Here is a 25,208-nt window from a genome sequence, read left to right as displayed (position 1 = left end):
CTGGCAGGGCCCCGATCCCGCCCCCACCGCCGCCTGGACCCTCACACCACGCGCGCCCGCGCCCGTCCTCCGTGCCGTGCCGACGCCAGCAGCCCGCGCAGCGTCGTCACCCACCCGACGGCCACGATCAGGGCGGCGATCGAGAGGCCGAGGGTGCCGTTCAGGGGCAGGACGATGCCGATGGCGCCGCCGAGCACCCAGGCCACCTGGAGCAGGGTCTCGGAGCGGGCGAAGGCCGAGGTGCGCACCGCCTCCGGCACGTCCCGCTGGATCAGGGCGTCCAGGGACAGCTTGGCCAGCGCCTGGGCGAACCCGGCGACGGCGGCGAGGCAGGCGACCAGCAGGGCCCCGAAGAAGGCGGCGGCCAGGATCGCCGTACCGAGCGCCACGGCGACCACGGTCACGATGATGACCTCGGGCGCCCGGGACTTCAGCCATGCCCCCACCGCCGTGCCCAGTGCGTTGCCCGCGCCCGCCGCCACGCCCACGATGCCGAGCGAGACGGCCGCGCTCTCGCCGGTCAGCGGGTGTTCGCGCAGCAGGAAGGCGAGGAAGAAGATCAGGAAGCCGGACAGGCAGCGCAGGGCGGCGTTGGCGCCGAGGGCGTGGGTGACGGCCGTACCGACCGAGCGCAGCCCCGGGCGCCGGGCGCGCTGTTTGCCGCGCGGCCCGGGCAGGCTCGTGGCGTCGGCCGAGAGGAGCGCCACGCCCTCGCCCTTGGCCGAGTCCACCTTGTGCGGCAGGGAGAACGACAGGACCGTACCCGCCACGAAGATCACGAAGGCGCCGTACAGGGGCCAGGGGTCGCCCACCATCTGCAGGCCCGCCCCAATGGGCGCGGCCACACCGGTGGCGAGCAGTCCGGCCAGGGTGACCCGGGAGTTGGCCTTCACCAGGGAGAAGGCGGGTGGCAGCAGCCGGGGTACGACCGCGCTGCGGACCACGCCGTACGCCTTGGAGGCGACCAGGACGCCGAGCGCGGCCGGATACAGCTCCAGGGAGCCGGTCGCCACCGCGCCCGAGATGACCAGCGCGAGCAGCGCGCGGGCCAGCATCGACGCGGCCATGGCAGCTCGGCGGCCGTGCGGGAGGCGGTCCAGGAGGGGGCCGATGACGGGGGCGAGGACGGTGAAGGGCGCCATGGTGATGGCGAGATAGAGCGCGACGCGCCCGCGGGCCTCGTCGGTCGGCACCGAGAAGAACACGGTCGAGGCGAGCGCGACGGTGATCATCACGTCTCCGGCGCCGTTCACCGCGTGCAGCTCGATCAGCTTGCCGAGCCCGGACTCGCCCGCGCCGTGCGCGTGCGTGGCCCGCCGGATGCCGCGCGCCGTCCCGGTCACCGGCAGATGCAGGGCACGCCCCACCGAGCGGACGACACCGCCGACGCGGCCCGAACCGCTGCCACCACCGCTCCCCCTGTCCGTGGCTGCCACGAGCTTCATACTGCCCCGAGGAGACGGGACATGTGCGTTTTGCGGCCGAGCGAGTTGATCGGGGACGGATCGCTCCGCCGGGGGCCGGTGTCCCGGTGCGCCGGTCGCCGCGGGGGGTGTGGGGTTGGCGGGGGTGGGTGACCTGGAGGGTTCGGGGGTGCGGGGGTGCCCGGTTGCGGAGTCCGCCCGGAGCGGTGGGTTCGGGCGGGCTTATCGGCCGTCAGGGTCTGTTCGGGGCAATCGATGTTGTTGGCGGTTCGGCCGTCGGGGTTTGTCCGGCGGCGGATCCGGCGGCGGATTCGTCCGGCTTCCGGCGTCGGGATCGGCCCGGGCGGTGGAATCGGCCGGAGCTCTGGCTTTCGGGCCGCCCGGTGCTGTGGACCGGGGCGGTTTCCCGTTTTTCCGGCCGTTCGGGCCGTTCGGGCCGCCCGGAAACGGCCGATCCGGGTGGCAGTTTTGGCTGTCCGGGCCGCTCCGGGGCGGTGTGTCCGGTCGGTTCGACCGGTCGTCCGGGAGTGGCGGGATCGCCGGTCTGCCGACCGTCAGGGGGCGCTCCGTACGGGGGCCGTGGCCGGTTCTCCGCCCGGCGGTGGCCCGGTCCGGGCGGGTGAGGGGGGCCGTTCCCGCCGTCGTCGGCCCGCCGGAGGCACGCGCCGGGAAACCCGCCGAACCGCAGCGGACTGTCCCCCACCACGGGCGACGGGGTAGCGTGCGTATCTCAGCCATAACGCAGAATGGATGGCAGAGGTGCGCCCGAGCGTGATCGGACGCGGACGTCGATGCGGCCCACAGGTCCGCTCCGTCCGCTTCACCGCCGGAGGGCATCCGCACTCGTAGACGGCGTAGGAGAGAAGCGATACCTGTGAGCGCAGCGACCACGCGAAGCCGCACCCCCGACCGCCTGTGCGCCGAGGCGATCGACCTCGCACGCGCCGCAGCGGAGGAGGCGGCCGCGCCCGGCGTGGTCGGCGAACACATCGGGATGACGTCGGAGGGTGACCGTGTGGTCACCCACTTCTTCGAGTGCAAGGAACTGGGCTACCGGGGCTGGCGCTGGGCCGCCACCGTCGCCCGCGCCTCCCGCGCCAAGCTCGTCACCCTCGACGAGGTCGTGCTGCTGCCCGGCCCCGACGCCATCCTCGCCCCCGAATGGGTGCCGTGGAGCGAGCGGCTGCGCCCCGGCGACCTCGGCCCCGGCGACCTGCTCCCCACCGACGAGGGCGACCTCCGCCTGGAGCCCGGCTTCAGTGGCGAGGAGGAGCCCCCGCCGAACTCCGTCGTCGCCAAGGGCCTCGCGGAACTCGCCGAGGAGGAGGACGCCGACGTCACCCCCGGCAGCCCCGCGGAACAGCCGACGGTGCCCGCGCGCGGCTCGATCACGGCGGTCGCCGAGGAGCTCGGGATGCGCCGCGCCCGCGTGCTCTCCCGCTACGGCCTGCATGTGGCCGCCGACCGCTGGGAAGAGGCGTTCGGCCCCAAGTCCGCGATGGCCCAGGCGGCCCCCGCGACCTGCGCCACCTGCGGTTTCCTCAACCCCATCGGCGGCTCCCTCGGCCAGGCCTTCGGCGTCTGCGCCAACGAGTTCTCCCCGGCCGACGGCCGTGTCGTCTCCCTCGCCTACGGCTGCGGCGCCCACTCCGAGGCCGCCGTCATGCCCACCCCGCCCCGCCCCGCCGAACCGGTCGTCGACGAGACCCGCCTCGACCCCTTCCCGCTCCGCCCGGCCCCCGACGCGGGCCCGTTCCCGGAGGCGGGAGACGCGGAGACGGCGGAACTGGGCCACGCGTAGCCCCTCCGGGGGTTCGCCGGGTGGCTTCGGCGGCCCGGGCCCGGTGGGTACGGCGTTCCGGGTCCGGGGCCCGTACCGGCTCGGCTCGAACGGGCCGAGGGGGCTCGTCTCCGGGCAGGCCACGTCACCCGGACGGCTCGGCAGCACCATCCGGACCGGGCTCGGCAGGGCCGTCCGGACCGGCATCGGCCGGGGCGGTCCCGTCCCGGGCACGCCATGGCGGCGACGCGGCACCCCGCCGGAAGGCGCCCCGTCCTCAGCGCAGGAAGTCCAGCGGGCCGATCACCCGGAACCGCCTGGGCGGGATGGTCGGCAGGGTCGTGAGGGTCAGTTCCGTCCAGACCGTCTTGCAGGGGCCGAGCGCCTCCGTCGTACCCCAGCGGGCGGACAGGGCGTCGACGAGCTGGAGGCCGTAGCCCTCGCCGAGCCGGGGGAGGGCGTCGCCCTGGCTGTCGGTCAGCTCGATCCGGAGGTTCTCGCCGAAGATCAGCATCGTGAGGCGGAAGTAGCGGTCCGGCGCGCGGCCGTGGGTCGCGGCGTTCTTGGCGAGTTCGGCGACGACGAGCGGGCCGTGGTCCGGTGGCAGCCCCCAGGAGCGCAGTTGCTCGGTGGCCAGCAGCCGCGCGAGACGCGCCCCGCGGGGCGTGGAGGACAGGGTCACGCGGAAATGCGGGATGTACGGCATGTTTTCGTCAATCACGCCGCCCAGACTGGCCCCGCCCACCTACGGTGAACAGTCACGCGATCGATACGTACGGTTACTGTCCGGGACCTGTCCGGTGATGTCCGGGCTGTCGGGGCGGGCCGCCCGCCTCCGGGGACACCGGCGGCCCCCCCCCGTAGGGCCCCCGCTGAGAATCCGTCGGCACCCCCGCGTCCCCCCGCCGCGCACCCCCCTCGCGTACGCCGCGAACGGTCGGCCCCGCCCTCGCTGTACCTTCGACCTCACGCCGATGAGGAGAGTGTGATCGTGAGCAAGTACGTGCGGCCGGCGGCCGAGGGCGCCGACCCCTTCGGTACCGCCCGGCTCCGCCGCGGTGTCCTCGACGCCTGGGCCACCAGCCCCGCCCGGTTCCGCGAGGACGCCAACGCCGAGGAGGACCTCGTACTCGGCGGCTACCGGGACCGGCTCGTGGTCGAGCTGGCCCAGAACGCCGCCGACGCCGCCGCCCGCGCGCAGGTCCCCGGCCGGCTCCGCCTCACGCTCCGCGACAACGTGCTGATCGCCGCCAACACCGGCGCCCCCCTCGACGCGGTCGGCGTCGAGTCGCTGTCCACCCTGCGCGCCTCCGCGAAGCGGGACCGGGACGACGAGCACGGGGCGGCCGGCGCGGTCGGCCGCTTCGGTGTCGGCTTCTCCGCCGTCCTGTCCGTCACCGACGAGCCCGCGATCGTCGGACGGCACGGCGGCGTCCGCTGGTCCCTCGCCGAGGCCCGCGAACTGGCCGGTCAGACCGCCCGGCACAGCCCCGGGCTCGGCGACGAGGTGCGCCGCCGCGACGGCCACGTACCCCTGCTGCGCCTGCCGTTCGCCGCCGAGGGCACCGCCCCGGACCCGTACGACACCGCCGTGATCCTCCCGCTGCGCGACGCGGCCGCCGCCGGTCTGGCCGAGCGGCTGCTCGACGCCGTGGACGACGCCCTGCTGCTGGCCCTGCCGGGTCTTGAGGAGGTCGTGGTCGAGATCGAGGGGGAGACGCCCCGCACCCTGCGCCGGAGCACCGACGGCGCCGTCACCGTCGTGGAGGACTCCCGCGAGGGCCGCACCCGCTGGCGCACCGCCACCGCGCACGGCCCCCTCACCGCCGACCTGCTCGCGGACCGCCCCGTCGAGGAACGGCTGCGCCCGCACTGGTCGGTGACCTGGGCCGTTCCCGAGGATGCCGAGGGCCGCCCGTTCCGCCCCCGCACCAGCCCCGTGCTGCACGCGCCCACTCCCAGCGACGAACCCCTCGGCATCCCCGCCCTGCTCATCGCGTCGTTCCCGCTGGACACCACCCGTCGGCACACGGCCCCCGGCCCGCTCACCGACTTCCTGGTCCAGCGCGCCGCCGACGCCTACGCCGAACTCCTCGCCGCCTGGCGCCCGGTGACCGAGGGCGCCATCGACCTCGTGCCCGGCCCGCTCGGCAAGGGCGAGCTGGACGGCGCGCTGCGGCAGGCCGTGCTCGACCGGCTGCCGCGCACCGCGTTCCTGCCCCCGGCGCTCGCGCCGGGAGAGGACGACGCCCTGCCCGAGGCGCTGCGCCCGAGGGACGCCGAGATCGTGGAGGGCGCGGGCGCCGGGACGGTACGGGTCCTCGCCGAGGTGCTGCCCACCCTGCTCCCCGCGGGACTTGAGCGGCGCCCCGAACTGCGCGCGCTCGGTGTCGCCCGGCTGCCGCTCGCGGACGCCGTCGACCGGCTCGCCGGGCTGGAGAAGGACCCCGAGTGGTGGTGGCGGCTCTACGACAGCCTCGCCGGGATCGACCCCGACCGGCTCTCCGGGCTGCCGGTGCCGCTCGCCGGGACCGGCCGGACCACCATCGGCCCCCGCCAGGTGCTGCTGCCCACCCCGGACACCGCCGCCGTCGATCCCGACGTGCTCGGCCGCCTCGGTCTCAAGGTCGCCCACGCGGACGCCGCCCACCCGCTCCTGGAGAAGCTGGGCGCGCTGCCCGCGACCCCGCGCGCCGTGCTCACCACCCCGCAGGTGCGGGCCGCCGTGGCCGCCTCGCTGGACGACGACGGCGGTGCGCTGTGGGAGGAGGACGCGCCCGACGCGGAGGAACTGGCCGACACCGTCCTGGCGTTGGTGCGCGACGCGGGCCTGGAGCCCGGCGACGAGCCCTGGCTCGGCGCGCTCGCCCTGCCCGACGAGGACGGCGAACTCGCCCCGGCCGGTGAACTTGTCCTGCCCGGCAGCCCGTTCGCCCGCGTCATCCGTGACGGCGAACTCGCTTCCGTGGACGCGGATTTGGCGGACCGGTGGGGCGAACAGCCGCTCACCGCCTGCGGGGTGCTGGCGGACTTCGCCCTCGTCCGCGCCACCGACGTCGTCCTCGACCCGGACGAACTGGAGCCCCGCGAAGGCGACTTCGCCGAGCCCGACGACGCCGGACTTCTCGACGCGGTGGACGTGTGGTGCGAGGACATCCTCGACCGCTTCCCGGACAGCCCCGTACCGCCCGTCGCCACCGAACTCGCCGCCGTGCGCGACCTGGACCTCGTGGACGACGACCACTGGCCCGAGGCCCTCGCCCTGCTCGCCCAGCCGCCGCTGCGCGACGCCCTCACCCAGCCGGTCCGCGTCCTGCTGCCCGACGGCACCCACGAGGTCGTACGGCCGTACACCGCCTGGTGGCTGCGCGGGCACCCGGTGCTCGACGGCCGCCGTCCGGCCGGACTGCTCGCGGCGGGCGGCGACCCGCTGCTGCGCGGGCTGTACGACGAGGCGGACGCCACCGGCTTCGAGGACGAGCAGGTCCTGCGCGCCCTCGGCGTACGCACCTCGGTCGCCGCCCTCCTGGACGAACCCGGCGGCGCCGCCGAACTCCTCGACCGCCTGGCCGACCCCGACCGCCCGGTCACCCCGGCCCAACTGCACGGCCTCTACAGCGCCTTGGCCGACCTCGACCCGGAGCAGGTGACCCTCCCGGACGAGGTGCGCGCGGTGACCGACGGCCGCGTGACCGTCGTGGACGCCCGGGACGCCGTGGTCGTAGACTCGCCCGACCTGCTGCCCTTCACCTCCGGCGTACCGCTCCTGCCGGTCCGCCCCGCCCGCGCGGCGGAGCTGGCCGAGCTGTTCCAGGTACGGCGCCTGAGCGAGTCCGTCACGGGCGCGGTCGACTCCGAGGGCGCCGAGCACGACGTACCGGAATCGGTGCGGGTGCTGCTCGGGTCGCGCACCCCGGCTCGGTACCTCGAGCACGACGAACTCGTGGTCGACGGCGTGGAGATCGACTGGCGCCTCACCGACGACGCCGTCCTGCACGCGGCCACCCTGGAGGGCGTCGCCGCCGGCCTCGCCTGGGCGTCGGGCCAGTGGCCCCGGCGCTTCGAGGTGGCGGCGCTGCTGGAGGACCCGTCGCGGACGGAGGAGCTGGCGCGGGACCGCTGGTTCGACTGAGGGACGCCCGTCCTGTGCGGGCACTCGGGACATGAGAACGGCCCCACCGGTGTCACACCGGTGGGGCCGCTCTCTTGCTACGCGTCGTCGCGCTCGGCCAGGAAGGCGGTCAGCAGAGCGAAGAGGCGATCGACCGCCACCGACTGCTGGCTGTCCGACAGCTGTCTCCAGTGCCGGATGCCCGTGCCGGGGAAGGCGTCCTCGAGGACGAGGATCAGCCACATGAAGCTGCTGTCCTCACCCTTGCGCGCGAGCAGCCACTCGCGGAACCCGTCCAGCAGCCGCCCCGACCTGCCGATGTCCACACCCGTGATGAGCATCGCCGTCGGGTGGTAGGTCCCGTCCAGCCCGTACATCCCGGGCCGGTCACGGATGCTCTCGATCAGCTCTCTGTCGGTCACGTGCGCCTCAGAATCCGAAGTCGATGACGTCGTTGTAGAGCCACTTGGCCTTGTAGTCGGCGATGGCCTCACCGCCCTTCGCGGTGAAGCCGTCATAGACACGGCCGTTGTACACCAGCACTACATGCTCGCCCCAGAAGGTGTCCTGGTCCCTGTACTTCCCCAGAGAATTGCCCATCTTGGGTCTGATCACCTTGATCTCACCGCCGCCGAGACTCTCGCGGATGCGTTCCGCGCAGGCACGACAGTCCGAGCTGTCGGGGATCTTGGTCACCGCGCGGGGCAGACCGGGGACCTTGTGATCCGCGCAGGGGATGCCCCCGGCCGCGGCCATCGTCCGCACCGGCGTCGCCGAGCGCAGCGACGCCTTGCCCAGGATCTTGCAGCCGCGCTTCAGCAGCCGCAGGTCGTCGTAGACCCTGTCCAGGACCCTCAGCTTGCTTCCCAGCAGGGCGTCCACGGCCAGGCCCTTGCAGGAGTCGAAGTCCTTCTCCCGCATGCAGGCTTCGAGGTTGCCGAGTCCCAGCAGCTCCTTCTCGACGTTCCACACCATCTCCGCCGCGTCGCTCAGCTCCTTGGAGTGGGCGAGGACGTCGCAGTAGACCTCCTTGTGCTGGCACCAGCGGGCGAAGTTCTGCGGGTCACAGGGGATCAGACCCTGCTGGCAGCGGTACATCTCACGCGCGCGTGCGCCCGGGTCGTTCTTGGCCTTCTCCTTGGCCGCCACGGCGGCCTTGCGCCGGGCCTCGTCCTCCTCCCGGTACTTGGTCAGCGCGGCGGAGAACGCGTCGGTGGCGGCCTTCAACGCGGCATCGGAGTCCTTGCCCGCCTCGACGGCGGACTTCCATGCCTGGTCGGCGTAGTACGACGCCTCGGAGGCGGCGGCCTGGGCGGTTTCGGAGGACAGCGTCGCGTCCGCCGCCGACCGTGCCGCGTCCGCCGCGGCGGTGTCGGCACGGTTCGCCGCGTCACGCGCCGTCTTCGCCGACGCCGCGGCCTGCGCGGCCGAGGTCTCGGCGTCCTTGGCGTACTGGTCGGCCTGCCTGGCGTAGCCCTCCGCCTGGGTCGCCGCGTCGCTCGCCTTCCGCTTCCACTCGTCGGCCTCGGCGGCCGCCTTGCGGGCGGTCGCGGCCACCTTCTGGGCCGTGGCGGCGTCCTTGCGGGCATTGGCGGCGATCTTCGCCGCGTCCGCGATCAGCTTCTGCACCTGCGCCACGTGGGTGGCCGTCAGGCCGTCCTTGCGCAGTGCCATGTACTGGCCGGAGACGATGAACGCGTGCAGTGCGTCCGGCGAGCCCTCCAGGGCGACCCGCGCGGCGCTCTTCACCTCGGGCGTCCCACTGTCCACCAGCTGTGCCGCGCGGACCCGTTCGTCCTGCGTCCGCGCGGTGTGCTGCGTGGTCACCAGGAACTCGCTGTACTTCTTCGGGTCGCTCGTCGCGAGCGCCGCGCGTCCCTTCTCGGTGACGACGGGACCGGCTCCGTCGAGTACCTGGGCGATGGCGACGCGCATGCTCTCCGCGCCGATCCGGTACTGGCCGGCGTCCACGAACTCGCTGATCGCCGCCGCGTCACCGGTCAGCGCGGCTTCTGCCGCCTCCCGGACCGTCTGGTCCTCGCTCTCCTCGGCGAGGCGTGCCACATAGGACCGCTGGTCCTGCTGCTCGGCGGTCCGCCAGCCCTCGCGCAGGTAATCGATCACGACGTCGTCGGCTCCGCCGAGCGCGGCCTCCGCCCCGGCGCGGCCCCACGCCGTACCCGCCTTCATCACCCGCACGGCCAGCTTCCGGCCCTGCGCCGCGACGGCGCCGATGTCCGCACCGGGCTTCGCCGCCTCGGTCACCAGCCGGTCGCGTTCGGCCCGCTGGCCCTCGGTCTCCTGGTCCAGTGCGGCCTGAGCCGCGAGCCGGGTGTCCGCCCGCTCCTTGTCGTCACGGGCGCGCTCGATGCCCTCGTTCGTGCGGGTCAGCAGCTCGGCCGACTCGACCTCACGCGCGAGGGTGTAGATCTCCTGGGCCTTGGCCACCGCCGCGGTCGCGACGTCGGCGGCATCGCTCGCCGCGTTGGCGTGCTCCGTGGACTTCGCCGCCGCCGTGGCCGCGTCGCCCGCGTGTTCGGCCGCTTCCCTCGCGGCCTTGGCTGCGTTCCTGGCGTGCGTGGCCGAGGACGTCGCGGCATCCCGTGCCTCACGGGCGGCCTTCGCGGCCTTCCGCGCGAGAGCCTCGGCGCTGGCCGCCGCCCGGTCGGCCTCGGCGGCGTGCCGCCGGGCCGTGGCCGCGGCGGCACGCGCCTCGGCCGCGGCACTGCTCGACTGGCCCGCGTAGCTGCCGGCAGCCTCGGCGGCACCGGCCGCGACCCGGGCGTTGGCACTCGCGCTGGTGGCCGAGTGGGCGGCGTCACCGGCCGCCTCGGCCGCCTTCGAGGCCTGGTCGGCGGCGTCGGCGGCCAGGTCTGCGCCCTGGGCGGCCTTGTCCGCGGATTCGGCGGCCTGGCGTGCGGCGTCCGCGTTCGCGGCGTCCACCGCCGCGTCGGCGGCGGCGTTGCGCGCACGGGAGGCGGCCTGGGACGCCGACGCCGCCGCGGCGGCCGCGCGTGTGGCGGCGTTCGCGGCCACACGGGCCGCGTTGTTGGCCGCGTTGGCCGCCTGGATCGCCCGCTGGGCGGACGCGGCGGCCTGGGACGCCGCATCGGCGGCACGCTTGGCGGCCCGTGCCGCCCGGTTCGTGTCGTCCTTGGCGGCCTGCGCCTCGGCCTGGGCCTCCAGCGCGGCTTCCTTGGCCAGCTCCGCGGCCTTGACCGCCTTGGCCGACTCCGACTTCGCGGCCGCCGTCTCCTTGGCCGCGAGCCTGCCCGCCTCCTTCGCCTGCGCGGCGAGTTCGGCGATCGAGGCGTGCTCCTCGTCCTTGTCCTGGGCCACGAACTGGCCGACTTCGAGGAACTCGCGGATGTCCGCGGCACTGCCGCTCAGCGCGATGCGTCCGGCGGCCCGGACGTTGGGACCTCCCACGCTCATGATCTGGACGAGCCGCACCCGCTCGTCCTGTTCCTGCTGGGCGTACTGGCCCTCGGTGAGGAACTTCTGTACGTCGTCGGCGGTACCCGCGAGAGCCGCGCGTCCCGCGTCCTGCACGTTGGGACCGCCGGTGTCGATGATCTGGGCGACCCGGACGCGGTTGTCCTGCTCCAGGGGGGCTTCCCAGCCCCAGCCGACGAATGCGCCCAGGTCCTCGGGCGTCCCGCTCAGTGCCTGGCGGGCGGCGTCGATGAGCTCGGTGCCCCCGACAGAGGCGATCTGGGCCGCGGCGACCCGCTCGTCCTGGACGGAGAGGCCGTCCGCGGCGGTGAGGAACGCCTGGACATCGGCGTCGCTGCCCGTGAGGGCCGCCTCGGCGGCCGCCCTGATGCCGGGTCCGCCCTCCCGCCAGTAGTCGACGACCAGCCCGCGCTGTTCAGCGGTGGTCGCGGCGGCTGCGATGGTCGCGGCGGCCGTCGTCGGGCGGGCGCCGGCCCCGGACGCGGCGGCCGCCGTCGCGGGGGCCGCGCCGAGCAGACCGGCGGTGAGGGCGAGAGGCAGCAGACCCAATGCCGTACGGCGTATCAGATGCCTTGTCGCGCCGGCCCTGTCGAGCCCGTCAGTTCTTCGATTCACTGAATACCCGTCTCGGTTCTCGGCGGCTTCCCCGAGTGCGCCGCCGAATAGGGAACGGGCAGCTTAACGTGATTGATCTTTGTATCTAAGTTGGTTTTCGGCCGCGAGATACCGGTGCCGGCGCATGGGCGGAGGCTGCCCGTTACCTCCGCTTTGAAGGTCAAAACCCGCTGTTTTCCTGGCAGTTGACGGGTGCGGATCGCGCAGATCCGATGTTGACGCGCGAACATGCTTTGGCTAGCCTATGGATCGCCTTTACTGCTGCTTGACTGGTGGATTCCTGCTGACGAGGGGTGCTGCCGGCCGCTTATTTCGTTTCTGAAGCGGCCTGTTCCAGGCTTCTCCGGATTTGCTGGGCGGGGAATTTCGGGCGGTGGTACTTCCTGAAAGGAACCTTCAGTTGCCTTTTTCTGGCCGAAGGCTCGTAGCGGCCGCGGTGCTGGCCGGCGGAGCCACGCTGGCGGGTGTGTCCGTGGCGTCCGCCGACGACCCGCCTCCGTCCTCCCCCCAGCCGCCCTTCGCGGTCGAGGACTTCGGATACCCGGGCGCCGACCGTGTCCTGGCCGAGAAGGGGATCAAGCTCCTGAGGGGCGACGGCCACATCGTGCTGGCCGACTGCGACCAGGCCGCCCCGCAGATCCGCGTGTACACGGTCGCGGACGCTTCGTCCGGCCGCCAGGGCACCTATTGCTTCAAGGGCACGGCCAAGACCGGCCTGCTCACCCTCGAACTCCCCCGCGTCTTCGCCGTGGAGGCGGCCGACCACCCGGTGAGCGCGGACCTGACCGCCAACGGCCAGACCACGACGGTCGACGTCCCCAAGGACGGATTCGAGCCGGTCGGAGAGGGCACCGTGGGCGGCGCCCGCTCGGTACTGGTGGAGCTCCGGGTGACCGGCTGAGCGGCCCCCCCTTGTCATGGGAAGCGGCGGTCGGCCCCTCACGGACGCGTTCCGGGGCGACCGCCGCCATCGCTCCCGCCAGGCAATGACTGGGCAAATTCCGTCAAGGAGCGCCCCGCCCCTACAACCTGCGGTACCCCTCGCGGATCTGATCACCCGAGTCGACCGACTCCCAGATCACTTCTCCCCCAGAGGGAACCGCACATGCGCATACGTGCCACCGTGGCAGCCGTCACCGGCGCCCTGGCTCTCTCCGCGTTCGCCGTCCCCGCCGCGCACGCCGCTCCGGGTGACGGTACGCCGTACACCATGAACGTCAGCTTCTCGAACCTGAAGATCGCCTCGTCGGTCAAGATCGGTACGAGCAGCAAGGTCAGCATGGCCTACTCGTACACGCTGACCCACGGCACGGACGTCAAGGCCACCGCGGCCGACTTCTACACCGACGCCTACCTGTACCGGGGCTCGCTGGACGACCCGTCCGACACGGTCGGGGACGACGACGACGCCGCGGCCGCCACCTGCAAGGTCGCCACGAGCACCACCCTGACCTGCACCGGCACCATCGACGTCTACCCGACCCACGCCGACATCACCGACGGCGACGCCGGCAAGTGGACCCTGGCCGCCGAGGCGATCGCCTTCAACGGGCAGAACCCCGACAACCCCGACTTCGACAAGGTCGGCTTCAAGGACCAGAGCGGTCCGGCCACCAACCTGCTCCGCTACTCCTCGCTGACCACCGACGCCGCCCCGGAGCCGGTCAAGAAGGGCAAGACCATCACGGTCACCGGCGCCCTGACCCGCGCGAGCTGGACCTACAACAAGTACTACGCCTACTCGGGCCAGTCGGTGCAGCTCCAGTTCGCCAAGAAGGGCTCCACCACCTACACGACGCTGAAGACCATCAAGACGGACACCAGCGGCAAGCTGAAGACCACCGTCACCGCCACGGTCGACGGCTCCTACCGCTACGTCTACGCGGGCCTCTTCCCCACGGCCGCCGTCACCTCCGCGGCCGACGCCGTCGACGTGCAGTAACCCTCACGCCGGGAAGCGGCGGTCGACCCACCTCCACACGAGTTCCAGGGCGGCCGCCGCCACCGCCGCGATCCCCACCGCGGCCCACGGCATCGTGTTCCCCACCAGGCGCAGCGCGAAGAAGTCCTGCAGCGAGGGCACGATCAGCACGAACAGGAACGCGACCCCCATCGCCGCCACCAGCGCGATCCGCCACCAGGTGTAGGGGCGCGCGATGATGGCGAGCACCCACATGGAGACCAGGAACAGGGTCAGCGTCGCCGCACTGGTTTCGGCGGACAGCGCCCCCGCACCCGTGTAGTGGTGCCGGGCGAGCAGATACGTCGCGAACGTCGCGAGCCCCGCCACCAGGCCGCCCGGTATCGAGTACCGCATGACCCGGCGCACGAAGTGCGGCCGCGCCCGCTCCGTGTTCGGCGCGAGGGCCAGGAAGAAGGCCGGGACGCCGATGGTGAGCGTCGACAGCAGGGTCAGATGCCGGGGCAGGAACGGATACTCCACCTGCCAGCACACCACCAGCAGCGCGAGCAGCACCGAGTACACGGTCTTCACCAGGAACAGCGTCGCCACGCGGGTGATGTTGCCGATGACCCGGCGGCCCTCCGCGACCACCGAGGGCAGTGTCGCGAAGCTGTTGTTCAGCAGCACGATCTGCGCCACCGCGCGCGTCGCCTCCGAGCCGGAGCCCATCGAGACGCCGATGTCGGCGTCCTTCAGCGCCAGGACGTCGTTCACCCCGTCGCCGGTCATCGCGACCGTGTGCCCCTCCGACTGGAGCGCGCCGACCATCTCCCGCTTCTGACGCGGGGTGACCCGCCCGAACACCGTCGCCCGGTCCATCGCCCTGGCCATCCCCGGCAGCTCGGCGGGCAGGTGCCGCGCGTCCACCGCCGCGCCCTCCAGGCCCAGCTTCTGGGCGACCGCGCCCACCGACACCGCGTTGTCCCCGGAGATGATCTTGGCGTGCACGTGCTGGTCGGCGAAGTAGCGCAGGGTCTCGGCCGCGTCCGGACGCAGCCGCTGCTCCAGCACCACCAGGGCGACGGGACGGGCGTCCTCGGCGGGCTCGGGCGCGTCCAGACCCCGGGCGGCGCGGGCCAGCAGCAGCACCCTGAGCCCCTGCTCGTTCAGCCGTGAGGTCTCCGCGAGTGCCGGGTCGTCCGCACCGAGCAGCACATCGGGGGCGCCCAGCAGCCAGCTGCTCACCTGGCCGTCGCCCTCGCTGAACGCGGCCCCGCTGTACTTGCGCGCGGACGAGAACGGCAGCGACTCCACGCACCGCCACTCCTCGCTGTCCGGATAGGCGTCGATGATCGCCTGGAGCGAGGCGTTGGGGTGCGGGTCGGACTCCCCGAGGGCGCCGAGCACCTTGCGCGCGTGCTCCTCGTCGGCGCCGTTCAGCATCCTGAGCGCGGACACGTCCATGCCGCCCTCGGTGAGCGTGCCGGTCTTGTCCAGGCACACCGTGTCCACCCGGGCCAGACCCTCGATGGCGGGCAGCTCCTGCACCAGGCACTGCTTGCGGCCCAGCCGGATGACCCCGATGGCGAAGGCCACCGAGGTCAGCAGCACCAGCCCCTCCGGCACCATGGGGATGATCCCGCCGATGGTGCGCGCGATCGAGCCCTTGAAGTCGTTGCTCTTCACCACCAGCTGGGTGACGATCAGGCCGAGCGCGGCCGGGATCATCATCCACGTCACGTACTTGAGGATCGTGGAGATGCCGGTGCGCAGCTCGGAGTGGACCAGGGTGAACCGGGACGCCTCCTCCGCGAGCTGCGCCGCGTACGCCTCGCGGCCGACCTTGGTCGCGGTGAAGGCGCCGCCGCCCGCGACCACGAAGCTGCCGGAGAGCAGCCGGTCGCCGGTGCGCTTGAGGACCGGGTCCGCCTCGCCGGTGAGCAGCGACTCGTCGATCTCCAGGCCGTCGGCCTCGGCGCACACCCCGTCCACCACGATCTTGTCGCCCGGCCCGATCTCCACCAGGTCGTCCAGCACGATCGCGCTGGTCGGCACCTCGACGGAGCTGCCGTCCCGGCGCACGGTCGGCCGGGCCTCCCCGATCACCGCGAGCGAGTCCAGCGTCTTCTTCGCCCGCCACTCCTGCACGATGCCGATGCCGGTGTTGGCGAGGATCACGAAGCCGAACAGGCTGTCCTGGATGGGCGCGACGAACAGCGTGACGATCCACAGCACGCCGATGATCGCGTTGAACCGGGTGAACACGTTCGCCCGCACGATCTCGGAGAGTGAGCGGCTGCTGCGCACCGGCACGTCGTTGACCTGACCGCGTGCCACCCGCTCCGCGACCTGCGCCCGGGTCAGCCCCGTCGGGGGCGTGCCGGGCGGCGCGACCGGGTGCACGGGGTCCAGTCCGGCGCCCGCGTCGATATGCGTCATGCCTCGACGTTACGTGCGGACGGGCCGGATCACCTGCCGAGTGGCCGGAAATCGGGGACGGCTCAGGGGCGCCCCCGGCGTGAACCGGGGGTGCCCCTGAACCCGTCCCGGGGCGAGTCGCGGCGGCCCGCACGCACGGCGCGCGGCCACCGGCACCGTCGGCACGCTGCCGCAGCGCCCGCCCAGGCACCGTCGGCACGCCGCCGCGGCGCCCCGCAGCACCCGCCCCGTCGGCTCAGCGCAGCGCGGGCGGCGCCGCCGCCGTGTCCGTCCCCCAGGCAGAGGGCGCCGAGCCCACCGTGAAGGCCAGCGAGCGGTGTGCCCGCAGGTCGGCGGTGGTCAGATACGTCCGCCCGTAGGCGGCGCCGTCGAGCCGGGCCGACCGGATGTAGCGGGCGTCGGCCGAGGTGCCGGGCGCGCTGATCGTGAGCCGGCCGTGCGGGAACCAGCGGCGGTCCAGGGTGAGGTCCACGCGGTCGAAGACCGGGGTGGACAGGCCCCAGGTGTCGTAGCCCGGCTGGACCGGGAAGACGCCGATGGACGACAGCACGTTCCATGCGGACATCGTGCCGAGGTCGTCGTTGCCGGTCATGCCGGTCGGACCGTCCGTGAACAGGGTCAGCGCCGCGTGCACCACGTCGGTGGTCTTCCACGGCTGGCCGGTGGAGAGGTAGGTGTAGGGGGCGATGAGGTCGGGCTCGTTCTGCGGGTTGTACTTGTCCGCGTTGTAGTAGGCGTACGGCCCGTTCACCCAGGTCTCCCGCGCGGTCTTCGCCGGGTCCTTCAGCAGGTCGGCGTAGGCGAAGAAGGAGTCGAGGCGGTCGTTGGCGGCCTGCTTGCCGCCGATCAGGTCCACCATGCCGGGCAGGTCCTGCGGGACGAGCCACTGGTACTGCCACGAGGTGCCCTCGTGGAAGCCCTCGCTCTGCGCCGGGTCGGCCGGACCGGTGAAGGCGCCCGAGGCGTCCCGGGCCCGGAAGAAGCCGGTCGAGGCGTCGAAGACACGGCGGTAGTTCTGGGCGCGGGCGGCGTAGCGGGTGGCGTCGGCGCGGTGCCCGAGGTCACGGGCCATCTGGGCGAGCATCGCGTCGGAGAGGGCGTACTCCAGGGTGGCCGAGGCGCCGTGGTCGTAGTCCGAGTCGCCGGGTTTGGCGTGCGGGCGGCCCTTGACGTAGGGGGCGAAGCCGTCGGCGATGTACTCCTCGTTCGCCTCGCGGCCCACGGCGGGGGAGCCGGCCGGGGGCACGCCGTCGGCGTTCTTCCTCAGCGCCTTGTACGCCCGCTCCTCGTAGCCCTTGAGCAGGCCCTGCTGGTAGGCGTTGGTGAGGAACGGGGTCACCGGGTCGCCGGTCATGATGTTGGTCTCGACCGTGCCGTAGCCCCACTTGGGCAGCCAGCCGCTCTCCTCGTCGATGTGGACGACGGAGATCGCCATGTCCCGTGCCTCGCGCGGCGCGAGCAGCGACAGCAGCTGGGACTGGGTGCGGTAGGTGTCCCACAGGGACCAGTTCTGGTAGTAGGTGAAGCCCTGGGCGCGGTGGATCTTCTGGTCCCAGCCGGTGTAGCGGCCGTCCGTGTCGCTGCCGACGTTCGGCGCGAGGAACGAGCGGTACAGCGAGGAGTAGAAGGTGCGGCGCAGGGTGTCGTCGCCGCCCTGGACCCGTACGTCGTCCAGCCGGTCCTCCCAGGCCCGCCGAGCGGCCGCGTGCACCGCGTCGAAGGAACGACCGCCTTCCGCGCCCAGGTTGAGGGCCGCCCCGCGCGCGTCCACGTAGGAGAGGGCGGTGGTCGCCTCGACGGTGCGGTCCTCGGTGGTGTCGAAGCGGACGTACGCCCCGTCCGCGCCGGTCTTCGCGCCTTCGGTGACCGTGGAGCCGGTCCAGGTGCCGTGGGCGGTGAAGGGGCGGTCGAAGTGCGTGATCGTGTACAGGGTGTAGGGGAGGGTGTCCTGGCAGAAGCCGCGCCCGGTGAGCGTGGTGCGCACGGTGTGGTCGTCCAGGATCTCGACCTTGGTGGCGACCTTGCTGTGCAGCGACTGGGCCGCGTTCACCAGCACGTTGGCCTTGGTGGTGGCGGGGAAGGTGTAGCGCTGCACACCGGTGCGGGCGGTCGCGGTCAGCTCGGCCTCGATGCCGCTGTCCAGCCCGACGCGGTAGTAGCCGGGGCTCGCGCTCTCGTCGGCGTGGCTGAACTTCGCGGCATAGCGCGCGTAGTCGGTGGTGGTGACGTCACCGGTGGTGGGCAGGACGGGCAGATCGCCGCCCAGGCCGCAGCCCACGCCCGAGAGATGGACCAGGGAGAAGCCGCGGATGTGGTCCTGGGCGTAGTCGTAGCCGGTGTTGTGGCCGGTGTCGGGGGAGAGTTGCACCATGCCGAAGGGCACCGCGGCGCCCGGGTAGGTGTTGCCCTCGTTCTGGGTGCCGATGAACGGGTTGACGAGATCGGTCAGACGGGTGCCTGCGGGCGGGCCGGTCTGTGCGGTGGCGGGGGCGGTCAGCAGCGTGGTCGCCGCCAGCGCCCCGGCCAGGCACAGACCGATTTGCCGTGTCCATGTCATTTAGACCTCTGGGGAAGCGGGCCGAATTGCTCAGGGAGAGGTGCACGGCAACGTTGTCAGGAGCGCGGAACAACGTTGTCATCGGACAGCAGTGGGCATGACAACACGGAATCCGCATTCCGTCCAGGGGTCTCGCACGAGGGTCCTTCGCGGCGCAGGGGTGCCCTTCGGGCCGCCACGGCCGCGCGGTCACTCCACCGGCAGGGGCCCGGTCACTCGACCGGCACGGTCTCCCGTGCCGCCGCGTCCCGCTTGATCGCCGCGTCCCGCTTGCGCACGTACCAGATGCCGATCAGGCCGAGACCGGCACCGGCCAGGCAGGTCCATACCCACCACAGGTGGCCGTGGTCCTCGAACCAGCCGTAGAAGGGGAGCTGGACCAGGAAGAGGACGAACCACAGGATCGTGCCGCCGGTGATGGTGCCGACCACGGGCCCCTCCAGGGGCTCCGGCGCTTCGTGCCTGGGTGTCCACTTCGTCATGGCAGACAGCTTACGAGGTGGCCCGGGTCACTCGGCAGGCGCTGTTCCGCTCGGATGTTCCGCCGAAATCTACGCGTGGAGTTAGCGATCCGGGGTTCATACGTTCATACTGAAACCGTTTGTCTGTGACCGCTTCTGATCGTAGGAAACTCCAACGGGGCTCGGGGGAACCCCAATGGTGATGAGGAACCGAATGCCCACGTCGGCACCCACCAAGGCCGCCCCCGCCCCTGAGCAGCCGGGCGGTACGCCCGCCTACGGCGCCATCGACCGCTACTTCAAGATCTCCGAGCGCGGCAGCACCGTCGCCCGCGAGATCCGTGGCGGTTTCGCGACCTTCTTCGCGATGGCGTACATCATCGTGCTCAACCCGATCATCCTGAGCAGCGCCAAGGACATGTACGGGCACCACCTGAACAGTGGCCAGCTCGTCACGGCCACCGCGGTCACCGCCGCGTTCACCACGCTGCTCATGGGTGTGATCGGCAACGTCCCGATCGCGCTCGCCGCCGGTCTCGGCGTCAACACCGTGGTCGCCCTCCAGCTCGCCCCGCGCATGTCCTGGCCGGACGCGATGGGCATGGTCGTCCTCGCCGGCTTCGTCGTGATGCTGCTGGTGGCGACGGGTCTGCGCGAGCGCGTCATGAACGCCGTGCCCTACGGCCTGCGCAAGGCGATCTCCATCGGTATCGGTCTGTTCATCATGCTCATCGGCCTGGTGGACTCCGGCTTCGTCAGCCGTATCCCGGACATCGCCCAGACCACCGTCCCGCTCCAGCTCGGCGCCGACGGTCACCTCAACGGCTGGCCGGTCCTGGTCTTCATCCTGGGCGTGCTGCTCACCCTCGCGCTGATCGTCCGCAAGGTCCCCGGCGCGATCCTGATCTCCATCGTGGCGATGACCGTCCTCGCGGTGATCATCAACCTGGTCGCGAAGGTGCCCTCCTGGGGTCTGACCACCCCGAAGTGGCCCGGCAACCCCGTCTCCACCCCGGACTTCGGCCTGATCGGCCAGGTCAGCCTGTTCGGCGGCTTCGCCAAGGTCGGCATCCTGACGGGCATCCTCTTCGTCTTCACCGTCCTGCTGTCCTGCTTCTTCGACGCCATGGGCACGATCATGGGCGTCAGCGACGAGGCCAAGCTGACCGACGCCCAGGGCCAGATGCCCGGCATCAACAAGGTCCTCCTGGTCGACGGCCTCGCCGTCGCGGCGGGCGGCGCCAGCTCCTCCTCGGCCACCACCTGCTTCGTGGAATCCACCGCGGGCGTCGGCGAGGGTGCCCGCACGGGTCTGGCGAACGTGGTCACCGGCGCCCTGTTCGGTGTCGCGCTGTTCCTCACGCCGATCGCCACCATGGTTCCGTCGCAGGCCGCCACGCCCGCGCTGATCGCGGTCGGCTTCCTCATCCTGGCGGGCTCGGTCCGGGAGATCGACTGGTCCGACTTCACGATCGCCATCCCGGCCTTCGTGACCATGGTGATGATGCCGTTCACCTACTCGATCACCAACGGCATCGGCATGGGCTTCATCACCTTCGTGCTGCTGCGCCTGGCGGCCGGACGCGCCCGGGAGGTCCCGGCGGCGATGTACGTCGTCGCGGCGGTCTTCGGCTTCTACTACCTGATGCCGGCGCTGGGCCTGACCTGACGGGCGGCCCGCCAGGGAGTGTCTCGGGGGGACACTTCCTGGGGCCGCCCCCGGCCACCGGCCCGGTCAGGGCACCACGGGGTCACACGAGGCGTCACGAGCCTCAGGTGTGGCCCCGTAGTGCTTTTCCGTCTCCTCCACCGCGCTCTGGAAGCGCTCGTCGAAGTCGTCGCGGACGAGCGTGCGGATCACATAGTCCTGCACGCTCATTCCCCGCTTGGCCGCACGGTCCCGGAGCCTCTCTAGCAGCTCCTCGTCCATCCGAAGGCTGAGCACACTGGTCCCCATGCGTACGAGGGTCGCCATATCCGGCCACCCGATGGGTCACTTTTCGCAACCGACTCACTCTTATGGGTGATCTATGGGTTCAGTGGCACGCATCACGGGCACTGCGGTGCGTCCCCGTTGTTCTTTAGTCAGGGTAATGAGTTACGCTAAAGACATGCCGGACCTCACCCATGGCGACGACTCGGCCGCCGTGAACTCCCTCCGCTCCGCAGTGATGCGGCTGTCCCGTCGGCTCAAGCACCAGCGTGTCGACGAGTCGCTGAGCCCCACCGAGATGTCGGTGCTCGGCACCCTGTCCCTGTGCGGCCAGGCCACACCGGGCGAGCTGGCCCGCAAGGAGCACGTCCAGCCGCCGTCGATGACCCGCATCGTCGCGCTGCTGGAGGCCAAGGGGCTGGTCCGGCTCGAGCCGCACCCCGATGACCGCCGCCAGAAGGTCGTCACCAGGACCGAGCAGGCCGAGACGATGCTCGAGGAGAGCCGTCGCAAGCGCAACGCGTTCCTGGCCGGCCTGGTCGAGGGCCTGGACGAGGACGAGTGGGCCGCCCTGCGCGCCGCCGCCCCCGTGCTGGAGAAACTCGCGCATCTGTAAGCCAGGACACCGCAAGGAGGCGACCTTTTGAGTACGGGCCCCGGAGCAGCTTCCGTCCCCGCACCGATGACCCCTACGAACCCCGTTCCCGCCAAGTCCTCGATGTTCAGTTCGCTGAAGGTCCGGAACTACCGGCTGTTCTTCATCGGCCAGGTCGTCTCCAACACCGGCACCTGGATGCAGCGCATCGCCCAGGACTGGCTCGTACTCAGCCTCACCGGCTCCTCCGCCGCCGTCGGCATCACCACCGCCCTGCAGTTCCTGCCGATGCTCCTGTTCGGCCTCTACGGCGGTGTCCTCGTGGACCGGCTGCCCAAGCGGCCCACGCTGCTGGTCACCCAGTCCGCCATGGCGCTCACCGGCCTCGCGCTCGCCCTGCTCACCCTCTCCGGGCACGTCCAGGTCTGGCACGTCTACGTCGCCGCGTTCGCGGTCGGTCTCGCCACGGTCGTGGACAACCCGGCCCGGCAGTCCTTCGTCTCCGAGATGGTCGGCCCCGACCAGCTCCAGAACGCGGTCAGCCTGAACTCCGCGAACTTCCAGTCCGCCCGGCTCGTCGGACCCGCCGTCGCCGGTCTGATGATCACCGGCGTGGGTACCGGGTGGGCGTTCCTCTTCAACGGCCTGTCCTTCGTCGCGCCCATCGCGGGCCTGATGCTGATGCGCGCCCGTGAACTGCACCCCGGCCGCCGTGCGCCGCGCGGCAAGGGCCAGCTGCGCGAGGGGCTGCGCTATGTCGCCGGGCGCCCCGACCTGATCTGGCCGGTCGTCCTGGTCGGGTTCGTCGGCACCTTCGGCTACAACTTCCCGGTCTGGCTCTCCGCCTTCGCGGACAACGTCTTCCACGCGGGCGCGGGCGCCTACAGCCTCTTCAACACCCTCATGGCCGTCGGCTCCCTCGGCGGCGCCCTGCTCGCCGCACGACGCGGCACGGCCCGGCTGAGGGTGCTGATCGCCGCCGCGATCGGCTTCGGCGCGCTGGAGACGGTGGCCGCAGTGACCCCGGAGTACTGGCTGTTCGCGGCGCTCATGGTGCCCATCGGCGTCTTCGGCCTCACGGTCAACGTCACCGCGAACACCGCCGTGCAGATGGGCACCGACCCGGCCATGCGCGGCCGGGTGATGGCCCTGTTCATGATGGTCTTCATGGGCGGCACCCCGCTGGGTGCCCCGCTCGTCGGCTGGATCACCGACGCCTACGGCGCCCGCGTGGGCTTCGCGGCCGGCGGCCTCGTCTCGGTCGTCGCGGCCACCGCGATCGGCCTGGTCCTGGCCCGGGTCGGCAACCTCCGCCTCGCCGTCGGCTGGCACCGGGGCCACCCGAGCCTGCGCTTCGTCCCGCGTGAGCGCGAGCAGCTGGCGGCGGCCGCCTGAGGTCCGCTGCTTCTGCCGGGAAGAGCCCTAGACCCGGCGGGTCAGCGCCAGCCCCGGCCACTCCTTCTCCCCGACGGAGAGGGACTCGGCCTCCCGCATCGTGATCGTCATGTCCTCATCATGCAGGTGGGGGGCGGTCCGGTCTGCCAAGGTGAGGTCATGAGACTCTTCGCCGCCGTCCTGCCCCCGGAGGAGGTCGCCGCCGACCTGGCGGGGGAGGTCGAGCTGCTGCGGCGGCTGCCCGGCGCGGACGGGCTGCGCTGGACCGGCCGCCCCGGCTGGCACTTCACCCTCGCCTTCTACGGCGAGGTCCCGGACGAGCTCGTCCCCGCCCTCTCGGACCGGCTGGCCCGCGCCGCCCACCGCACCGCGCCCTTCCCGCTCGCGCTCGCGGGCGGCGGCCGCTTCGGGCGCGGCAAGGCACTGTGGGCGGGCGCGCGCGGCGACGTGGCCGCGCTGCGGCTGCTGGCCGAGCGCGCGCGGTCGGCGGGGCGCAAGGCGGGCGTCGGCCATGAGGAGCACCGGCGCTACCAGCCCCACCTGACCCTGGCGCGCGGCCGGGACACCGTGGACCTCGGCCCGTACGCCGACGCCCTCAAGGACTTCACCGGCCGCACCTGGACCGTCGACGCCCTCACCCTGGTCCGCAGCAACCTGCCGAGGTCCGGTGTGCCCGGCGAGCAGCCCCGGTACGAGGCGGTCGCCCGCTGGGCACTGGGCGCGTCCGGTTAGGCTCGTTGTCGTGGAACCGAAATCCCGGAACCGGATCATGGCCGGTGCGCTTGTACTCATGCTGGTGGTCGTCGCCGTGGCGGCCTTCCGCTAGCGGGGCCGCTCCGCGGTGCGCCCAGGAGCGGCCCTCACTGCCGTACTGCTCTCAGCGCCCGCCGCCGCTACCAGGCGAAGGCCTCCGGGGACGGCCCCGGGCCCGGGAAGATCTCGTCCAGGCTCGTCAGCAGTTCCTCGCTCAGCTCCAGCTCCACCGCGCGCAGCGCGGACTCCAGCTGGGACGCCGTGCGCGGTCCGACGATCGGACCGGTGACGCCGGGCCGGGTCAGCAGCCAGGCCAGCGCGACCTCGCCGGGCTCCAGGCCGTGCTTGGCGAGCAGCTCCTCGTACGCCTCCAGGCGCGTGCGGACGGCCGCGTTCGCGAGCGCGTCGGCGGCGCGGCCCGAGGTGCGGCGGCCGCCCTCGGCCTCCTTGCGGATGATCCCGCCGAGCAGTCCGCCGTGCAGCGGGGACCAGGGGATGACACCGAGCCCGTACTCCTGGGCGGCCGGGATCACCTCCATCTCGGCGCGTCGCTCCTCCAGGTTGTACAGGCACTGCTCGCTGACCAGGCCGATGGTGTTGCCGCGCCGCAGCGCGGTCTCGTTCGCCTGGGCGATCTTGTAGCCGGGGAAGTTGGAGGAGCCCGCGTAGAGGATCTTGCCCTGGGTGACCAGGACATCGATGGCCTGCCAGATCTCCTCGAACGGGGTGTTCCGGTCGACGTGGTGGAACTGGTAGAGGTCGATGTAGTCCGTCTTCAGCCGCTTCAGGCTGGCGTCCACCGCGCGGCGGATGTTCAGCGCGGAGAGCTTGTCGTAGTTGGGCCACGCGTCGCCTTCAGCGCCCATGTTCGCGTAAACCTTGGTGGCCAGTACGACTTTCTCGCGCCGCTCGCCGCCCTTGGCGAACCAGCTGCCGATGATCTCCTCGGTACGGCCCTTGTTCTCGCCCCAGCCGTACACGTTCGCCGTGTCGAAGAAGTTGATCCCCGCGTCCAGCGCCGCGTCCATGATCGCGTGACTGTCCGCCTCGTCGGTCTGCGGCCCGAAGTTCATGGTCCCCAGCACGAGCCGGCTGACCTTCAGTCCCGTACGTCCAAGCTGCGTGTACCTCATGCCTCCCTAGCCAACGGCTTGGAGTGGGCTCCAGGCAAGCGGGTGGGGTCAGTCGCGGGGGAAGTCGTCGGTTTCGAGGATGAGGCCCAGCGGGGTGCCGGTGAGGTTCATGTCAGCTCCGAAGGTGACCGTCAGCCGGACCGCGTACGTGTCTTTTCCCGGCTTGCTGTAGGCGTGTGACTTGCCGTGGCGGGGGTCCACGACGAGGTACACGGGGACTCCCGCCAGGGCGTACGCGGCCACTTTGGGGTTATCGCCGGGGTCCTCCGTGTCCTGGGGCGTGACCTCGGCCGCGAACTCGATGTCCTCGCAGCGCCAGAGTCCGTCGGCCGTCCTCTCGGCACCCTCGGCGACGAGCATCAGGTCGGGGGCGAAGCTGTTGAGCGGCCCGGGCAGGTCCAGCCGGACATCGGACTTCAGCCGCTTCCGCGGGTACTTCGCCCGCAGCTGGTCGTACAGGTCGGCGGTGATGTCCCACCGGGTGTCTCGTCGCCAGGACAACTGGACGGTCCCCTCGATGATCTCGGCCCTGTACCCCTGGGGCACCGGCATCGCTTCGAGGAGCGCGAACCAGTCGTCCAGCGTGATCGGCGTGCCGTTCGCGGCCACGTGGCTTCCCTCCCCACCATTCTCTGACGAGTTGTCCAACGAAA

19 protein-coding genes are annotated in these 25,208 nt (G+C 72.1%); 8 read left to right on the top strand and 11 right to left on the bottom strand.

Annotation, left to right across the window (positions count from 1 at the left end; all coding sequences use genetic code 11):
• Positions 1-41: 41 nt before the first annotated feature.
• Positions 42-1,445 (bottom strand): MFS transporter, encoded by a 1,404-nt coding sequence (locus tag AB0E91_RS15700; protein ID WP_361780947.1) that lies wholly within the window; start codon positions 1,443-1,445, stop codon positions 42-44.
• 853 nt (positions 1,446-2,298) lie between these two features.
• On the opposite strand from AB0E91_RS15700, the gene AB0E91_RS15695 reads away from it, so the two are divergent.
• Positions 2,299-3,225, top strand: a complete 927-nt coding sequence (locus tag AB0E91_RS15695; RefSeq protein ID WP_361780944.1) for a DUF3027 domain-containing protein — start codon at positions 2,299-2,301, stop codon at positions 3,223-3,225.
• 256 nt (positions 3,226-3,481) lie between these two features.
• Here AB0E91_RS15695 and AB0E91_RS15690 read toward each other — a convergent pair whose 3' ends face one another.
• Positions 3,482-3,910: an ATP-binding protein gene (locus tag AB0E91_RS15690; protein WP_361781342.1), complete on the bottom strand. Its 429-nt coding sequence runs from the start codon at positions 3,908-3,910 to the stop codon at positions 3,482-3,484.
• A gap of 285 nt (positions 3,911-4,195) precedes the next feature.
• On the opposite strand from AB0E91_RS15690, the gene AB0E91_RS15685 reads away from it, so the two are divergent.
• On the top strand, positions 4,196-7,336 hold the full coding sequence (locus AB0E91_RS15685) for a molecular chaperone Hsp90 (protein ID WP_361780941.1): 3,141 nt from the start codon (positions 4,196-4,198) through the stop codon (positions 7,334-7,336).
• A gap of 77 nt (positions 7,337-7,413) precedes the next feature.
• On the opposite strand, the gene AB0E91_RS15680 is transcribed toward AB0E91_RS15685, so the two are convergent.
• Together AB0E91_RS15680 and AB0E91_RS15675 are read right to left on the bottom strand one after the other, a co-directional pair.
• Positions 7,414-7,737, bottom strand: coding sequence for a hypothetical protein (locus AB0E91_RS15680; RefSeq protein ID WP_361780938.1), 324 nt, complete (start codon positions 7,735-7,737; stop codon positions 7,414-7,416).
• A gap of 7 nt (positions 7,738-7,744) precedes the next feature.
• The gene (locus AB0E91_RS15675; protein ID WP_361780935.1) at positions 7,745-11,320 is read right to left on the bottom strand and encodes an ALF repeat-containing protein; all 3,576 of its coding nucleotides are present in this window, start codon (positions 11,318-11,320) and stop codon (positions 7,745-7,747) included.
• Positions 11,321-11,852: 532 nt separating this feature from the next.
• Between AB0E91_RS15675 and AB0E91_RS15670 the strand changes: the two genes are divergently transcribed.
• A complete protein-coding gene (locus AB0E91_RS15670; RefSeq protein ID WP_361780932.1) occupies positions 11,853-12,287 on the top strand; it encodes a hypothetical protein in 435 nt (144 codons plus the stop codon).
• Positions 12,288-12,491: 204 nt separating this feature from the next.
• A complete protein-coding gene (locus AB0E91_RS15665; RefSeq protein WP_361780929.1) occupies positions 12,492-13,328 on the top strand; it encodes a hypothetical protein in 837 nt (278 codons plus the stop codon).
• Between the two features lie 3 nt (positions 13,329-13,331).
• Here the strand turns inward: AB0E91_RS15665 and AB0E91_RS15660 are convergent, their stop codons facing one another.
• The 3 genes from AB0E91_RS15660 to AB0E91_RS15650 all read right to left on the bottom strand — a co-directional run bounded on the left by AB0E91_RS15660 (position 13,332) and on the right by AB0E91_RS15650 (position 18,767).
• Positions 13,332-15,728, bottom strand: coding sequence for an HAD-IC family P-type ATPase (locus AB0E91_RS15660; protein WP_361780926.1), 2,397 nt, complete (start codon positions 15,726-15,728; stop codon positions 13,332-13,334).
• 235 nt (positions 15,729-15,963) lie between these two features.
• Positions 15,964-18,285, bottom strand: a complete 2,322-nt coding sequence (locus AB0E91_RS15655; RefSeq protein ID WP_361780923.1) for a GH92 family glycosyl hydrolase — start codon at positions 18,283-18,285, stop codon at positions 15,964-15,966.
• Between the two features lie 212 nt (positions 18,286-18,497).
• Positions 18,498-18,767: a DUF2530 domain-containing protein gene (locus AB0E91_RS15650; protein WP_361780920.1), complete on the bottom strand. Its 270-nt coding sequence runs from the start codon at positions 18,765-18,767 to the stop codon at positions 18,498-18,500.
• Between the two features lie 193 nt (positions 18,768-18,960).
• Here AB0E91_RS15650 and AB0E91_RS15645 point away from each other — a divergent pair, with 193 nt between their 5' ends.
• Positions 18,961-20,415 carry an NCS2 family permease gene (locus AB0E91_RS15645; RefSeq protein WP_361780917.1) on the top strand — a complete coding sequence of 485 codons (1,455 nt, stop codon included), beginning with the start codon at positions 18,961-18,963 and terminating at the stop codon, positions 20,413-20,415.
• Between the two features lie 66 nt (positions 20,416-20,481).
• Here the strand turns inward: AB0E91_RS15645 and AB0E91_RS15640 are convergent, their stop codons facing one another.
• A complete protein-coding gene (locus AB0E91_RS15640; RefSeq protein WP_361780914.1) occupies positions 20,482-20,703 on the bottom strand; it encodes a ribbon-helix-helix protein, CopG family in 222 nt (73 codons plus the stop codon).
• 154 nt (positions 20,704-20,857) lie between these two features.
• Between AB0E91_RS15640 and AB0E91_RS15635 the strand changes: the two genes are divergently transcribed.
• Together AB0E91_RS15635 and AB0E91_RS15630 are read left to right on the top strand one after the other, a co-directional pair.
• Positions 20,858-21,295, top strand: a complete 438-nt coding sequence (locus AB0E91_RS15635; protein WP_361780911.1) for a MarR family transcriptional regulator — start codon at positions 20,858-20,860, stop codon at positions 21,293-21,295.
• A 102-nt stretch (positions 21,296-21,397) separates the two neighbouring features.
• Complete coding sequence (locus tag AB0E91_RS15630; protein WP_361781339.1) at positions 21,398-22,669, top strand: MFS transporter; 1,272 nt, start codon at positions 21,398-21,400, stop codon at positions 22,667-22,669.
• 27 nt (positions 22,670-22,696) lie between these two features.
• Here AB0E91_RS15630 and AB0E91_RS15625 read toward each other — a convergent pair whose 3' ends face one another.
• A complete protein-coding gene (locus tag AB0E91_RS15625) occupies positions 22,697-22,819 on the bottom strand; it encodes a hypothetical protein (RefSeq protein ID WP_361780908.1) in 123 nt (40 codons plus the stop codon).
• Positions 22,820-22,828: 9 nt separating this feature from the next.
• Between AB0E91_RS15625 and thpR the strand changes: the two genes are divergently transcribed.
• Positions 22,829-23,401, top strand: coding sequence for an RNA 2',3'-cyclic phosphodiesterase (gene thpR / locus AB0E91_RS15620; RefSeq protein WP_361780905.1), 573 nt, complete (start codon positions 22,829-22,831; stop codon positions 23,399-23,401).
• Positions 23,402-23,562: 161 nt separating this feature from the next.
• On the opposite strand, the gene AB0E91_RS15615 is transcribed toward thpR, so the two are convergent.
• Entirely contained in the window at positions 23,563-24,555 is a 993-nt protein-coding gene (locus tag AB0E91_RS15615) for an aldo/keto reductase (RefSeq protein ID WP_361780902.1), read from the bottom strand.
• A gap of 48 nt (positions 24,556-24,603) precedes the next feature.
• The gene (locus tag AB0E91_RS15610; protein ID WP_361780899.1) at positions 24,604-25,164 is read right to left on the bottom strand and encodes a Uma2 family endonuclease; all 561 of its coding nucleotides are present in this window, start codon (positions 25,162-25,164) and stop codon (positions 24,604-24,606) included.
• Positions 25,165-25,208 lie beyond the last annotated feature (44 nt).

This window comes from Streptomyces sp. NPDC026659, from assembly GCF_040638245.1.
In the GTDB taxonomy this organism is placed as follows: domain Bacteria; phylum Actinomycetota; class Actinomycetes; order Streptomycetales; family Streptomycetaceae; genus Streptomyces.
The sequence above is the reverse complement of the archived record's forward strand: the minus strand, read 5'-3'. Positions and strand labels throughout refer to the sequence as shown.